This is a genomic window from Arthrobacter sp. A5 (assembly GCF_051131705.1).
Classification (GTDB): Bacteria; Actinomycetota; Actinomycetes; order Actinomycetales; family Micrococcaceae; genus Arthrobacter_M.
In genome coordinates this window covers 3735098-3749731 of the sequence record NZ_CP180316.1, presented here as the reverse complement: position 1 = coordinate 3749731, position 14634 = coordinate 3735098, and the positions used below count along the sequence as shown (strand labels likewise).

At 60.9% G+C, this 14634-nt stretch carries 15 protein-coding genes; 9 read left to right on the top strand and 6 right to left on the bottom strand.

The window, feature by feature from the left end; translation table 11 throughout:
• Positions 1–16 precede the first annotated feature (16 nt).
• Positions 17–1612: a DHA2 family efflux MFS transporter permease subunit gene (locus tag ACLLJI_RS17780; protein WP_434615043.1), complete on the top strand. Its 1596-nt coding sequence runs from the start codon at positions 17–19 to the stop codon at positions 1610–1612.
• 89 nt (positions 1613–1701) lie between these two features.
• Here the strand turns inward: ACLLJI_RS17780 and ACLLJI_RS17775 are convergent, their stop codons facing one another.
• Together ACLLJI_RS17775 and ACLLJI_RS17770 are read right to left on the bottom strand one after the other, a co-directional pair.
• The gene (locus ACLLJI_RS17775) at positions 1702–2409 is read right to left on the bottom strand and encodes a GNAT family N-acetyltransferase (RefSeq protein WP_434615041.1); all 708 of its coding nucleotides are present in this window, start codon (positions 2407–2409) and stop codon (positions 1702–1704) included.
• 59 nt (positions 2410–2468) lie between these two features.
• A complete protein-coding gene (locus tag ACLLJI_RS17770; protein WP_434615038.1) occupies positions 2469–3494 on the bottom strand; it encodes a 6-phosphofructokinase in 1026 nt (341 codons plus the stop codon).
• 211 nt (positions 3495–3705) lie between these two features.
• On the opposite strand from ACLLJI_RS17770, the gene ACLLJI_RS17765 reads away from it, so the two are divergent.
• Positions 3706–4011, top strand: coding sequence for a hypothetical protein (locus tag ACLLJI_RS17765; protein WP_434615035.1), 306 nt, complete (start codon positions 3706–3708; stop codon positions 4009–4011).
• Positions 4012–4051: 40 nt separating this feature from the next.
• On the opposite strand, the gene idi is transcribed toward ACLLJI_RS17765, so the two are convergent.
• From idi to ACLLJI_RS17745, 4 genes are read right to left on the bottom strand one after another with little or no spacing between them, the layout of a single operon-like run.
• Positions 4052–4594: an isopentenyl-diphosphate Delta-isomerase gene (gene idi, locus ACLLJI_RS17760; RefSeq protein WP_283559767.1), complete on the bottom strand. Its 543-nt coding sequence runs from the start codon at positions 4592–4594 to the stop codon at positions 4052–4054.
• Positions 4591–6087: an SDR family oxidoreductase gene (locus ACLLJI_RS17755; RefSeq protein ID WP_434615032.1), complete on the bottom strand. Its 1497-nt coding sequence runs from the start codon at positions 6085–6087 to the stop codon at positions 4591–4593. The genes idi and ACLLJI_RS17755 overlap by 4 nt, the downstream gene beginning before the upstream one ends.
• Positions 6084–7817 carry an MFS transporter gene (locus ACLLJI_RS17750; RefSeq protein WP_434615029.1) on the bottom strand — a complete coding sequence of 578 codons (1734 nt, stop codon included), beginning with the start codon at positions 7815–7817 and terminating at the stop codon, positions 6084–6086. Before ACLLJI_RS17750 ends, ACLLJI_RS17755 begins: the two co-directional genes overlap by 4 nt.
• Positions 7814–8704 carry a tryptophan-rich sensory protein gene (locus tag ACLLJI_RS17745; RefSeq protein WP_434615026.1) on the bottom strand — a complete coding sequence of 297 codons (891 nt, stop codon included), beginning with the start codon at positions 8702–8704 and terminating at the stop codon, positions 7814–7816. The genes ACLLJI_RS17750 and ACLLJI_RS17745 overlap by 4 nt, the downstream gene beginning before the upstream one ends.
• Positions 8705–8781: 77 nt before the next feature.
• Between ACLLJI_RS17745 and ACLLJI_RS17740 the strand changes: the two genes are divergently transcribed.
• The 7 genes from ACLLJI_RS17740 to ACLLJI_RS17710 all read left to right on the top strand — a co-directional run bounded on the left by ACLLJI_RS17740 (position 8782) and on the right by ACLLJI_RS17710 (position 14627).
• Positions 8782–9273 (top strand): MarR family winged helix-turn-helix transcriptional regulator, encoded by a 492-nt coding sequence (locus ACLLJI_RS17740; RefSeq protein ID WP_283559799.1) that lies wholly within the window; start codon positions 8782–8784, stop codon positions 9271–9273.
• 179 nt (positions 9274–9452) lie between these two features.
• The gene (locus ACLLJI_RS17735; protein ID WP_434615022.1) at positions 9453–10463 is read left to right on the top strand and encodes a polyprenyl synthetase family protein; all 1011 of its coding nucleotides are present in this window, start codon (positions 9453–9455) and stop codon (positions 10461–10463) included.
• Between the two features lie 6 nt (positions 10464–10469).
• Positions 10470–11363, top strand: a complete 894-nt coding sequence (locus ACLLJI_RS17730; RefSeq protein ID WP_434615019.1) for a phytoene/squalene synthase family protein — start codon at positions 10470–10472, stop codon at positions 11361–11363.
• Entirely contained in the window at positions 11356–13011 is a 1656-nt protein-coding gene (crtI, locus tag ACLLJI_RS17725) for a phytoene desaturase family protein (RefSeq protein WP_434615016.1), read from the top strand. Before ACLLJI_RS17730 ends, crtI begins: the two co-directional genes overlap by 8 nt.
• On the top strand, positions 13011–13394 hold the full coding sequence (locus tag ACLLJI_RS17720) for a lycopene cyclase domain-containing protein (protein ID WP_434621638.1): 384 nt from the start codon (positions 13011–13013) through the stop codon (positions 13392–13394). The genes crtI and ACLLJI_RS17720 overlap by 1 nt, the downstream gene beginning before the upstream one ends.
• Positions 13391–13753, top strand: coding sequence for a lycopene cyclase domain-containing protein (locus ACLLJI_RS17715; RefSeq protein ID WP_434615013.1), 363 nt, complete (start codon positions 13391–13393; stop codon positions 13751–13753). Before ACLLJI_RS17720 ends, ACLLJI_RS17715 begins: the two co-directional genes overlap by 4 nt.
• Positions 13746–14627 (top strand): prenyltransferase, encoded by an 882-nt coding sequence (locus ACLLJI_RS17710; protein ID WP_434615010.1) that lies wholly within the window; start codon positions 13746–13748, stop codon positions 14625–14627. The genes ACLLJI_RS17715 and ACLLJI_RS17710 overlap by 8 nt, the downstream gene beginning before the upstream one ends.
• The last annotated feature ends 7 nt before the right edge of the window (positions 14628–14634 follow it).

Here is a 14634-nt window from a genome sequence, read left to right as displayed (position 1 = left end):
TTTCCCAAGGAGCACAGTGGAAAACGTGAAACGGCCGTGGCCGGCCCTCTGGTCGCTGGTGATCGGCTTTTTTATGATTCTGATCGACACGACCATTGTTTCGGTGGCCAATCCGGCCATTATGGATGGTCTGCACGCGGATATTAATTCCGTCATCTGGGTGACGAGCGCCTACCTGCTGGCGTACGCGGTGCCTTTGCTGATCACCGGCCGCCTGGGTGACCGCTTCGGCCCGAAGAATCTTTACCTGGCCGGTCTGGTGGTCTTCACCCTTGCCTCGCTCTGGTGTGGCCTGTCCGGTGATATCACCATGCTGATCACCGCACGGGCGGTGCAGGGTCTGGGCGCTGCACTGATGACACCGCAGACCATGGCGGTCATCACGCGGATCTTCCCGCCGGACCGCCGCGGGCAGGCGATGGGGCTGTGGGGTGCCACGGCCGGCGTCGCCACCCTGGTGGGGCCGATCCTGGGCGGGGTGCTGGTGGACGGGCTGGGCTGGGAATGGATTTTCTTCATCAACGTTCCCATCGGCATCGTCGGCTTCGTGCTGGCCTGGCGGCTGGTGCCGACGCTGAGCACGCACCCGCACAGGTTCGACATTGTGGGCGTGGTGCTCAGCGCCGTCGGCATGTTCCTGCTGGTCTTCGGAATCCAGGAAGGGAGCACCTACAACTGGGGGACCATCACCGGCGTCATCAGCGTCTGGGGGCTCATTAGTGCCGGCATCGCCGTGCTGGTACTCTTCGTGATCTGGCAGGCGCTGAACAAGGGCGAGCCGCTGCTTCCGCTGCATCTGTTCCGCGAACGCAACTTCTCGCTGGCCAACATCGCCATCACCACCGTGGGCTTCAGCATTACCGCCATGAGCCTTCCCCTGATCTTCTACTACCAGCTGGTCCGCGGGCTGACCCCGACCCAATCGGCCCTGATGATGGTGCCGATGGCGCTGATCTCAGGCGGGCTGGCCCCCGTGGTGGGCAGGCTCGTGGATCGGGTCAACCCGAAATATATCGCGTCCGCGGGGCTGGCGCTGATGGCCGTTGCGCTGTTCTGGAACGCGGCTTTGATGGCACCGGATACGTCCATCTGGTTGTTCCTGCTGCCAAGTGCCGTGCTGGGGCTGGCGAACGCGGGGATCTGGGCGCCGCTTTCCACCACAGCAACCCGCAATCTGGGGCCGCGTGAGGCCGGTGCCGGTGCCGGGATTTACAACACCACCCGCCAGGTCGGTGCCGTCCTCGGCAGTGCCGCGATCGCTGCGCTGATGCAGGCGCGGCTGTCGGCGGAGCTGCCGAAAATTCCCGGCGCCACCGGACAAAGCAATTCGATGGAGTTCTCCGGGAGCCTGCCGCAGGTGCTTCATGCCGGCTTCTCCACGGCCATGGGCCAGTCCGTCCTGCTGCCCGCCGCTGTCATTATCCTTGGCGCCGCGGTGGCGATGTTCCTGGCCAAGCCGAAGCCGGTCGGAAACTGGGACGGTGGCAGCGGCCAGAGCGCTGTAAAGGCCGACGGCGGCGCGGCCGTGCCAGTGGGGCCGTCAGCGGGGGAGGGCAATGCCCGCGCTGCCCGAGCCGGAAGGCACGTAGCCGTCCCTGTAGACGCCGAGTAGCCGGCCGGCCGGTTAGGGGCGGGCTGCGCGGTCGCCGCGCGGTGGCCGGTCAGTCCACTGGCGGTGCGCTCAGCCCGCGAGGAGTCGGGTCAGCCCAGCCGGACGGATGTCTGGGTCCCGGCCCATTCCAGACCCAGCGAGCGGGCCAGGGCATTGGACGCAAAGTTGCTCACGTCGGCCCGCCATTGCAGGATCAGTCCAGAGGCCAGCGCCTCGTGCGCGGCCACCGACGCGGCCAATAGACCCCAGCCCTGGCGCCGTTGGTCCGGAGCGACCAGAACTCCGAGCCTGGCCAGCAGGCCCTGCCACTCGGTATAGGCACCGCAGGCCAACGGAACGTCTTCGTTCATCAACGTGAACTTATGTTCCAAGGTGCCCAGCCTTACCTCATTCGCGTCATCCGGAGGGCACTGCAATTCGAGCCGGACGGCCGCCGGATTGCCCGCCGAGACAGCGAGTTCAGTGGCTGGCTGGACCAAGGGGAGGTCATCGGCGAAATACAGGGACGCCGTACCGAGGCCGTGGCCGCCATAAGCACGAGTCAAGCCGAGCAGGGTGGCGTGATCTGTGAGTTCGGCGTCGGTGAAACCGGCGGCAGCATCGACGACCCAGCCGGGGCCCACCAGCAGCGAGCGGCCCCAGAGTCGGATGAAGCTTAGGGTAACGGCGTCGTCGTCGCGCTTAACCACCCTGCCGGTGTCCGGTTCAGCGGCGCGGCCGATGGCGCCGTCGTGCAATCCGAGCCGCCGTTCCCACGCCAGCTGCACGATGGGAATGCCGCCCTCGTCAAAACTCATGTTTCCACGGTCTCACATCCGCTCTGATGGAATCATGTCGGGTCGGGATCCGATCGGAATCAGCCGAAGAGGATGGCGGCCTCGTCATAGCGGTGCTGCGGAACCGTCTTAAGGTTGCCCAGCGCCTTGTCGAACGGGACATGGTCAATTTCGGTGCCGGTGAGGGAGACCATGGTTCCCCACATGCCGTCGACCACCGAATCAATGGCCGCCATGCCCAAGCGGGTGGCCAGGACGCGATCAAAGGCCGAAGGCACACCGCCGCGCTGAATGTGGCCGAGGATGGTGGCCCGGGTTTCGATTCCGGTCCGTTCCTCGATCGCAGGGGCCAGCTGATCGGCGATTCCGCCCAGTCGCGGCCGGCCGAAGGTGTCCAGCCCCCGTTCCGAATGGGGTGACTCCATGTCCGTGGTGACGAAGCCTTCCGCCACCACAACCAGAGGCGCCCTGCCGCGTTCGTGGGCTTCGTCGACCCAGTCTGTGATTTGTTCCATGCTGATGGGCTGTTCGGGGATGAGGATTGCGTGGGCGCCGGAGGCCATGCCTGCGTGCAACGCAATCCAGCCCACATGCCGGCCCATCACCTCGGCAATCATGCAGCGATGATGAGATTCGCCGGTAGTGCGGAGCCTGTCGATCGCTTCCGTCGCGATTTGGACAGCGGTGTCAAAGCCGAAGGTGTAGTCCGTCGCGTCCAGATCATTGTCAACGGTTTTCGGCACACCGACAATCTTCAATCCTGCGTCGGTGAGCCGTTTGGCCGCTGCAAGGGTGCCCTCACCGCCGATCGCAATCATCGCGTCGATCCCCATCCGGTCCATGTGCGCCTTGATGACATCGGAACCGCCGTTACCCTCGAACGGATTGGTGCGCGAGGTTCCCAGAATAGTGCCACCCTGCTTGGAAATACCGCGGACACTTTGCCGCGGCAGGTCCATGATGTCGCCCTCGACGACGCCGCGCCAGCCGTCGCGGAAACCGACAAATTCCTGCCCATGGATTTTGATGCCCTTCAGTACGGCACCGCGGATCACAGCGTTGAGCCCGGGGCAGTCGCCGCCGCTGGTGAGAATTCCGATTTTCATATTTGGCGCAAGTCCTTCGGGAGGAGTGGTCAAGGATGCCGAGCACTCCGTTGAGCTCTTCCAACGAGTCTAGACGGTCGTGTGACGCGGGCAACTCGGGTCCGGCGCGCGGACGCTGTATGTCCAATCTCAGCCCAGGAGAGCCCGCTCACGATTGAATTGTTATCATGAGGTTTCAAGCTCCACTCAATGGGATTGGAAGGATCATGATATGGCGAGTCAGGACGACCGCGGGGAAGAGCCTGCTCTCCCCGTCCAAGGTTCTTCCGCAGCCCGTTCCGCAGCCCAGGGAGAAGATGAAAACCGGCGCGGATCCTCCGAGGAATTGGCACCGGGTGAAGTAACTCAGGATGCCAAGGGCCTTGGAGCGATTTTCGGTGATGCGGATCGTTCGGCAAGCGACGACCCGGTAAAGCCCCCGAGCGAGGCAGAAGCAGCGTCGATGGCCGAAATGGACAAAAAGTTTACTAGCCATGAATCAGAAAGTGGCGAGAAGTACCTTACCGAAGGCGACTAAATCGCCAAATGCAGGATCGAAGCTTCCACATTGGGCTGGCTCAGTTCGTTGACGAGAGTGCGACGCCGTCCTGCAGCTGAAGGACCAGCCAGGGACTGAAGGCAAAGGGAGTCGCGGCCGCTGACCGGCGTAGGTCTTGAAGCTTTACCCAAGCCCAATCGCACACTTCGAGGGAGTTCGGATCTAGGGTCGGACCATCCCAATAAATGGCGCTGAACACCGGGCAGATTTCGTTTTCGACGATGCCGGATGCGTCAACGGCGCGGTAGCGGAATTCAGGCAATACAAGGGTGGGCGCGGTTAGTTCAATGCGGAGCTCTTCCGCTGCCCGTCGGCCGATTGCATTCTCGAACGATTCACCGGGGGCCGGGTGTCCGCAGAAGGCGTTTGTCCACACCCCCGGCCATGTCAGTTTTGACAGGGCGCGCCGGGTGACTAGGGTGCGTCCGTGGGTGTCGAAAACATGGCAGGAAAAGGCCAGGTGCAGAGGGGTGTTTCGACTGTGCACTGTCCGCTTGTCTGCGGTGCCAATTTCGCGGCCCTCGTGGTCCATCAGCCGGACGTGCTCCACCGGAGTGTTCATTTTATGTCCTTTCGGTTCGTGGTCGTGCTGGCCGCAGCTTCTGAAATCCGGTGCGCCATGCCTTTGAAGATCACGCCATGGAACGGCAGAACGGCCAGCCAGTAGAGCCTTCCCCCTAATCCTCTGGGAAAGAACAGGGCCCGCTGGACGTATAGGGAGCCGCCGTCGTCGTCCTTGGCCTGCATTTCGAGCCATGCAAGACCCGGTACTTTCATCTCTGCCCTGAGTCGAAGCAAGTGTCCACGATCGATCTTTTCAACCCGCCAAAAATCCAGCGCGTCGCCGGTATTCAGTTGTTTGGGGTGCCGTCGCCCGCGGCGCAATCCAACGCCGCCGACGAGTTTGTCCATCCAGCCACGAATGGCCCAGGCCAGCGGGAAGGAGTACCAGCCGTTGTCGCCGCCGATGCCTTCAATGACCTGCCATAGTTGCTCCCTATCGGCTTGGGTGTGCTGTTGTCTCGTGTCGTGATAGATGCGTTGTCCGGCCCACTGCGGGTCGCTGGGCATAGGATCACTGGGCGCGCCAAGGACGGACGCATCCTGCCAACTCGTTTCCACGTCTCCGACTGCCAGTTTGGCCAAGGCGAGCCGGACGGCCTGACGGTAACCGGTCGGACCGGGCCCCGGCAGCGGCACGTAGCTGTGAATATCCTGTTCTTGGACGATGCAATCGTAGAGTAGCGAACCGATCAGCGGCACGGCCAAAGACCGCGGAATCGGGGTGACGAGATTGACCCATTGCGAAGCAAGCCATGGCGTGAGGACCGGTAAGGCAAGAACTGGTCGATGCGGCAGCCCTGCTTCCGCGGCGTAGCCATTCATTACTTGGTCGTAGCGCAGAACGTCCGGGCCCCCTATATCAAAAGTTCGGTTGAGACCGGCCGGCAGCCCTGCGGCACCCAGGAGGTAGTGCAGTACGTCTCGTACTGCGATGGGCTGTACTCGGTTGCGAACCCAGCGCGGTGCCACCATCACGGGCAGTACTTCGGTCAGCTGCCGGATCATTTCGAAGGAGGCAGACCCGGACCCAATGACGACACCGGCCTGCAGGACGGCCGTTGGGACGCTCGAAGCCAGTAGGATCTCCCCTACGTCCACCCTTGAGCGCAGGTGGCGGCTTAGCCCTGTGACGGAGGGGTGCAGACCGCTTAGGTACACAATTCGATTCACTCCGGCGTCGCTGGCGGCGGCGGCGACATTCGCGGCACAGCGGCGCTCAATCTCGTCAAACTGTTGGTGGCTCTTCGAGGAGGATCCCATGGAGTGGACAAGGTAGTACAAGATGTCAGCCCCGGCTGCCGCAGTCCGCATGGATGATGGATCCTCCAGATCCCCTTGGATAATATCCACCCGGGGCCCCCATGGAACATCGGTGAGTTTGCTCGGTGACCGTACCAGAACCCGAACGTTGTATCCGGCATCCAGCAGACGTGGCACGAGACGGCCGCCGATGTATCCGGTGGATCCGAGCACCAAGGCGGTTGCAGTCATGGTCGAGATCTCCGGTTTCTCTTGTCGTCGTGGTCCGGTAGTCCATTATGGGCCTGATGCACGGTGGCGGTTATTGCAACCGGGGTTCGGATCTTTTCCGCCGCCGTGCCGCGGCCCAAGGACAACGTGGCCAGGAGCCCAATGGCCAGAAAACCCGCTGCGGCATAGGCGGAGTATTTAGTGCCATTGGAAAATGCCTTCCTGCCAGCGTCGGCTACCGCAAGCGTCTGTGTGTTGTTCTCCAAGCCTGCGATCGCGGCACCGGAACTTTCCCCGACGGCGGATACCACCTCGCTACGGCTCGGCTCGGGTACCTGCCGGTCTTTAAGAGAGTTGTCCAGCTGTACGGTGGCCGTCGTAAACAAAATGGTGCCGAGCACTGCAATGCCTAAGGCGGAGCCGATCTGCCGACCCGTACTCGCAGTGCCGGATGCCTGCCCGCTTTTGGCAGGTGGCACGTCTTTGAGGACAACACCGGTGAGTTGGGCGGTGGCGAGTCCAACGCCGAATCCGTAGACAAAGAGGAAAGGAATGAGAATTCCCCAGCCGGTAGAAGGTCCTATCACCGCACCGAGGCCTGTGATCCCCACAATTTCGGCGGCAATGCCGATCCTGACGACGGCCACCGCGGGGATCTTGTTTCCGAGAGCTCCAACGAATCCGCTGGCCAGAAAAGATCCGACGGCCAGGGCTAGCAGGATTAGACCTGTTTGTAGGGCGGTGTAGCCAAGGACATTCTGAAGCCAAATGGGCAACGAAAGTATGATGCCAAATTCTCCCAAACTGACAATCATGGCGGCAATGTTCCCATTGCGGAAGGATGGGATGGCGAACAGGCTGAAGTCAAGCATGGAGCTGGCGCCGCGACGGTCGCGGGCGCGGCCCCGAACGACGAACACGACACCGGAAGCTGCCATGAGGGCGAACGCTACCGGCACGGGGGAAAGCTGGTATGGCCAGGACAAATCGCCGATCTGGAACGGTACATTCGTCAGCCACCATCCGTAGTTGCGTCCTTCGATGAGCCCAAACACCAAGCTGGCGCTTGCAAGCACGGATAAGGCGGCACCTCCCCAATCCACGCTCCGGCCGGCCCCCGGATCGCTCGTTTCGGCGACGGTGAGCAGTGCTCCGACGATAATGATGACGCCGAGAGGAATATTGATGGCGAAGGCCCACCGCCATGAAAAATCGGTGGTTAGCCAGCCGCCTAGCAACGGGCCGACGGCGGTCATGCCGCCAATGGTGGACCCCCACACTGCGAACGCCAGGGCGCGTTCTTTGCCCTGGAACGTGGCGTTGATGATGGAAAGGGTGGTGGGAAGCACCATCGCTCCGCCGATCCCTTGGAGTACTCGGGCACCGATCAGGAAATCACCTGATTGGCTTAGCGCTGCAAGGACCGAGGACAGAGCAAAGACGGTAACCCCCAGCACCAGCAGTCGACGCCGTCCGAATCGGTCCGCCAGGTTACCGAAAACGAGCAATAGCGCTGCGAAGACCAAAGTGTAAGATTCCTGCACCCATTGAACTTGGGTAGAGGTGACGGAAAGAACTTTGACAATCGAGGGAATTGCGACGTTGACTATCGTCGAGTCGACGATGATGACGTTGACTATCGTCGAGTCGACGATGATGACGTTGACTATCGTCGAGTCGACGATGATGAGGGCGACCGCCAGGCTAATGAATACCAAACCGAACCAACGTGCATGATTAGGGGCGTTCATAACGCACGTCCTCTGACGCTCGCGGAGGCGGAAGGGAGCCGGCTGCTTTCCAAGTTCACGCGCCGGCCGCTTGCAAACCTAACCGCAAGGGTTACGACGGCGACGCCTACGGCCGCGATCATCGCAGCTAACGCCGCCGGTACTGAGGGAAGGTCGCCCGACAGCCGCGACACGGCCACCCACCCCAGACCCCAAATCAGGGTTGCCGCCGGTGCCAGCCTGCCCTGACCGTAAACTGCGAGGCCGACTCCGATCAGCCCGGCCACAGCCAGGACGAACCAAGCCCACACGGCCGGCTGAATTCCCCACCCGGAGAAGCCGACGGTGACCAGCAGGGCACTGACGTTGGCAGCAGCGGCAACACAAATCCAGCCAAGATATAGTCCCAACGTGCCGTCGCAGATCGCGGCTTCAACCAGGGACTGAGGACGCATCCGCACACAGAGTGTGAAGATCCAGCTCAGTACGGCAATGAGAAGCGCGATGACTGCCACACTCAACGCGAGGTTTCCTGCCTGGATGGCGAAAATCCAACCGGCGTTGAGCAGCAGCGAGGCCGCTACTGGATACCCCAGTCGCCGTTGGCGTGTGCTTAAGGCGCGGCCCGGCAGGATTTGCCACATGGCATAGGCACACGACCCAAGATAAATCACACTCCAGACACTGAAAGCCGGTACGGCAGGGGCCATCAGCGTCGCGTTGGGTCCCAGCGCACCGCCTGCCGCTTGCGCAATCGGAGTACCGCACGCGGCACCAGAGCCGATGAAGGAACCCATCACCGCTGCAATGGCACTGAGCAGAACCGCCAGTCGACGGACCGTATCTTTCTTGCTGGAGAGGGCGAGCAACTCGGTTCCTGACGATCGCCGGTTCGGATGCATGGTCATCCTCCTTTCACCTAATAACTTTATTACTAAGTATTTTAGTTATCAAGGTATATAGATTTAGGTGTATCTTGAATCTCATGGAGGAGGAAGCGCCGCGGCTGGATGCGAGGACAACCCGGAATGAGGCTTCGCAGCTCATGCGCCGGATATTGGTCCTCAACCACGAAGTGGAGAAGCAACTCGGGAGAGAGCTTGAAGTCAACGCCACGGATCTTGATGCGATGCAGCACCTTATACAGCGCGGTCCAATGACGCCCAGTACCTTGGCGCAATTGCTGGGGATCAGCACAGCAGCTATGACGGTTGCGGTAGACCGATTGGCCAAGGTCGGACACGTGTACCGCAAACCGCACCCCACAGACCGCCGCAGCCTTCTGGTGGTACCCAGTCCGCAATCCGCTCAGCGGGCCATGGGCAGCCTGCTGCCCATGATCAGTGAAATTGACGCACTTGTGGCTGACTACAGCCGTGACCAGCAGGCGGCGATCACCGACTATCTGGCCAGGATTGTCCTCGTACTCGAACGCAAGGTCGCCCCTGCCACGACTGAAGGAAAAGGTGAGAACTGATGTTTCACCCCGAGGTAAAATTCGACTACAGCCGAAATCAGGTCCCTGATCCCGACCCGGAGAACGCACTTTCCTTCTTGGACGGTCATGGGCGTAGTGTCCCCAACGGCCCTGCGCCGGGGACAGCAACGAAGACTGGCGGCTCCACCGAGGTCTATCTCGGTCTCGTGGATACGGTTATGGCTGACTTTTTTGCCGGCTCCAAAGCCCGGGCAGCGCAGCTGACGCCCCGCTTTGCGAAGTTGTGGGATTCGTTGGAAGAGACAACGTTGGGCGGCAAGCGCTTCCGGCCCCTGATGGTGTGGACGGCGTATAAGGGCTTGGACGGATCCCAAATGCTCAACGCGGCTCAAATAGGAACAGCCTTTGAGCTATTGCACACGGCCTTCATCATTCACGACGACGTTGTGGACCGGGATTTCGTCCGCCGCGGTCGGCCTAATCTTTCCGGCCGTTACCTCCAGCAAGCCCAGGCTGCTGGGCTGCCGGCTGGGGAAGCGAAACATCGCGCCATGTCCGTCGCAGTGGTGGCAGGAGACCTGGCTCTCTTTAACGCCTACCGCCTGATTGACCGCAGCGAGGTCGGGGAAACCGTCAGAACACGTCTGCTGGAAATCTTGGACGACGCGATCATGGCGTCGGCCGCGGGGGAGTTGCTGGACATCGAGTATTCCTTTCCCGATGCTGACATCTCGGCCTCGGACATCATTGGGATGGAACAGCTAAAGACAGCGCTCTACTCCTTCGAAGCGCCGCTGAAAGCAGGCGCCGTGCTCGCGGGCGCCAATGATCAAACCATCGCAGAACTAGGAAAAATTGGTCGCGATATGGGCATCGCCTACCAAATCGTCGATGACCTGCTCGGAGTTTTTGGCCACGAGGTTGGTACCGGCAAGAGCACCTTGGGAGATCTGCGCGAAGGCAAGCGGACGGTCCTGATGGGCTACGCCGCGACCCAGTCCGAATGGCCCGCGATTGCAGCACATTTGGGGAACCCTGATTTATCCCACACGCAAGCGGACGCGGTGCGTAAACTGCTGACCACATCCGGCTCCCGCCGCAATGCGGAACGGCTGGCCCGAAGTTTCGCTGATCAAGGCCTGGAAGGCCTGTCCAGTGCCCACATCCCGGAAGCCCTAAGGAAGCGACTGGAAAACTTGATAGCGGCCGTTATTGCCAGAACAAGGTGAGCAGAAATGAAAAATACGACAGCGGACCTTTATGACCGAGTCGCGGCGCAGAGCGCCGCCGTCGTCATCCGGCAGTACTCTACGTCCTTCTCGCTGGCTGTTCGGCTGCTCGCCGTCGAGATTCGTCCGCATGTGGCGAATGTTTATGCCCTGGTGCGGATAGCGGACGAAATGGTAGACGGTGCGGCTGCAGCCAAAATTGAAGGCAGCGCTATCGGCCGCCAACTCGATGACCTTGAGGCGGAAGTGGAACGCGCCATCAAATGTGGTTACAGCACCAACCTGATCGTGCATGCCTTTGCACGGACGGCCAGAACCGCCGGCTTTGGACAAGAGTTGACGCGTCCATTCTTCTCATCCATGCGATCGGACCTACAACCAGCAGCGTTTACGCGTGAGAGCTTCGAACAATATATTTATGGATCAGCCGAAGTGATCGGACTGATGTGTTTGCGAGCGTTCCTCATTGATCAGTGCGATGCCACTGGCACCTACGAGGCGCTAAAGGACGAGGCCCGCCACTTGGGGGCGGCATTCCAAAAGATCAACTTCCTGCGTGATCTTTCAATGGATTTCATGGTCCTGGGGCGAAGCTACTTTCCGGATCTTGTGCCTGACCGGCTGACCGATGCTCAAAAAGACGGCCTGCTGGATGACATTGATAGGGATCTATTGATCAGCAAAGCAGCAATCAGCGCTCTGCCGCCAGGCAGCAGACGGGCCGTGGCCCTTGCCCATGCGTTGTTCTCCGAATTGTCCCGACGGACCCGCCGTACGCCGGCCAAAGACTTGCTCCAACGTCGAATCCGAGTACCAAACCGCGTCAAATTACGGCTTGTCGTTGCCGCTGCCCTCACACTCGTGTCATTTTCACGAGCAGAAACGCCGGCTGATGTCTGAGCCCAAAGACTTCGCAGGCTTTCCCCCAACGGAGCACCCGGCAGGGCACGCCGTGGTAATCGGCGGTGGCATCGGCGGCCTCGCCGCCGCCGCCCTGCTAGCCAGGAGTGGATACACCGTCACTTTGCTGGAAAAGCAGGACACCCTCGGCGGCCGGGCAGGCCAGTGGAAATCGCAAGGTTTCACCTTCGACACCGGGCCTTCCTGGTACCTGATGCCGGAGGTATTCGACCACTTCTACCGACTCCTCGGCACCTCTGCGGCGGAGCAATTGAATTTAGTGCGGCTGGACCCCGCCTACCGCGTTATTTTTGAAGCCGAAAAAACACCGGTGGACCTGCCAGCGGGCAGGACCAACGTCGTCGAACTATTTGAAAGCATGGAGCCAGGTGCGGGCAAAATGCTGGACAAATACCTCACCTCTGCCGAAGAGACCTACACGATGGCGATTCGTCATTTTCTCTACACCTCGTTCCAGTCCTTTCGATCGTTCCTGCGACCGGAGGTCCTGCAGCGTCTGCCCAAACTGGCCCGTCTGTTGCTGCAACCTCTGGATAGCTTTGCGGGGAGGTACGTTCGAAATCCGCAATTACGCCAGATTCTGGGATATCCGGCCGTGTTCTTGGGTGCGTCACCTTTCACCGCGCCCAGCATGTTCCACCTGATGAGCCATTTGGACCTCTCCGACGGCGTTCTTTACCCCATGGGCGGCTTCGATACGGTGATTCGTTCCATCGCAGGTCTTGCCCACGCAGAGGGGGCGAACCTTCTCACCAACAGTCCCGTCACTGAAATCATCACCGCACCCAGCGGTCGCAATCGGAGTCGTCCACGCGTGACCGGGGTCCGCTTCACCGACGCTGACGGGAACAACCGTGAACTGGCCGCCGACGTTGTGGTGGGCGCCGCCGATCTCCATCACATGGAAACTACGCTGCTCCCGCACCATTTGCAGACCTTTCCGGAGCGGTATTGGGGCCGGCGAATTTCCGGGCCCGGCGCCATCCTGCTTTGCCTGGGCGTCGAGGGAAGCCTGCCCCAACTGGAACATCACACCTTACTGTTCACCGAAAACTGGACCGAGAATTTCGACCGCATTTTCGGCGATCCCTCTTCCGTCCCCGAGCCGGCATCGCTGTACATCTGCAAACCGAGCCAAACGGATGATTCTCTTAGTCCGGACGGCAGTGAGAACGTCTTCGTCCTGGTGCCGATTCCGGCGGACCCCTCCTTGGGCCGCGGCGGCGTCGATAAAGCCGGTGACGATCGGATCGAGAGCATAGCGGATGCGGTGATCGAGCAAATTTCCTCCTGGGCCGATATCCCCGACCTGGCCGACCGGGTCCGAACACGACGGACAATTTCACCGGGTGACTTCGCCATGGACCTCAATGCCTGGCATGGGGGAGCCCTCGGACCGGCACATGTGCTAAAACAAAGCGCGTTCCTCCGTTCCGGGAACGCGAGCCGAAAAGTGACGGGGCTGATCTACGCCGGAAGCTCAACCATCCCCGGCATCGGGTTGCCGATGTGCCTGATCAGTGCCGAACTGGCCGTCAAACGCCTCCGCAAAGACCGCTCCAGCTCTCCTATGCCGGAACCACTCACCCCCCTATATTTGAGGTCCGGGGACAGAGTCAGCCGGTGATGAGCATGCTGTATTTGGGCGTTTTGCTCCTTTCCCTGGCCGGAATGGCCACCTTGGACTGGCGATACCGCCTGTTTTTCTGGGAACAACCAGTCTGCGCCTCCGTTGTGGTGGCTATAGGGATGGCATTCTTTCTGTCGTGGGACGTGACGGGAATTCGATTGGGCATCTTCTATCGCGGGGAAACAGATATTATGACGGGCCTCATGATCGCTCCCGAGCTTCCGTTGGAGGAAGCCTTCTTCCTGGCATTCCTGTGCTATCTGACCATGATCCTTTACACCGGCCTGAGTCGGCGGGCGCGCACCGGCAGCTTCCAGCCGGCTCCCCGGACCGGCACCGGTTCCGTCGGCCGTGCATCCCGGGATGCGAGTGCCTCATGACGTATTGGACTATCAACGTCGTGTTCCTGCTACCCGCTGCCGTCGCCGCGGTTGCCGCCTTCATCCGAATCAGTCAGCGGAGCCCCCTTAGCGGCAAGCTTTGGTCCTTTCATCTGCGAGCGGTGGGGCAATCTGCAGCGCTGCTGTTGGTGCTGACGGCTGTTTTCGACAACGCGATGATCGCCGCAGGCCTCTTTGGCTACAATCCGGAGAAGATTTCCGGCGCAATGATCGGGCTGGCCCCCCTCGAGGACTTCGCGTACCCGGTCGGTGCGCTCCTGCTGCTGCCGGCCATGTGGATCGGGCTGGCCAAGAAGCCGGGTAGGACGACAACGTTGCAGGAAGGACCCCATGACTGAGCAGTCAACCACACCATCCCCCCTACGAGTTCTATTCGTCTCCTCCCGACCCATTTCCTGGGTCAACACCGCATACCCGTTTGGGGCCGCCTATCTGCTGACGACCGGAGGAATAGATCTCACCTGGGTTATCGGAACCTTGTACTTCCTGATTCCCTACAATTTGGCCATGTACGGCATCAACGATGTTTTCGACTATGAGTCCGATCTGCGAAATCCACGAAAAGGCGGAGTGGAGGGCGCGGTACTCGGGCGGGTCATGCATCGCACGACGCTCATCGCCGCCGCAGTCACGAATGTCCCTTTTCTGATCTATCTTGCCGTGGTCGGCAATCCGCTGTCGTGGGCCGTGCTCGCGGTGAGCGTCTTCGCTGTTATGGCCTACAGCGTTCCAGGGCTGCGCTTCAAAGAGCGGCCCTTTTTGGACTCTATTACCTCCAGTACCCACTTCGTCAGCCCCGCCACCTTCGCACTGGCATTGGCAGGGGCGGTATGGAACACGCAGCTCCTGGCCCTGTTGGGTGCGTTCTTTTTATGGGGCGTAGCCAGTCATGCCTTCGGCGCTGTGCAGGACATCACCGCGGACCGCGACGCCGGCATCCGTTCCATCGCCACAGTCCTCAATGGAAGACGCACCGTCCGGCTGTCCGTGATCCTGTACCTCTTGGGCGGCGTCCTGATGCTAGGAACCAGCTGGCCGGGACCATTAGCTGCCATTCTTGTCCTTCCTTACGCGGCCAGCGCCGCGCCCTACTGGTTCATCACGGATGCCTCGGCCGAATCCGCCAATGCCGGCTGGAAGCGATTCCTGTGGATCAATTTTTCGACCGGCTTCCTGGTGACGCTGTTACTCATCTGGTACGCCGCACGATGAAGTTCTC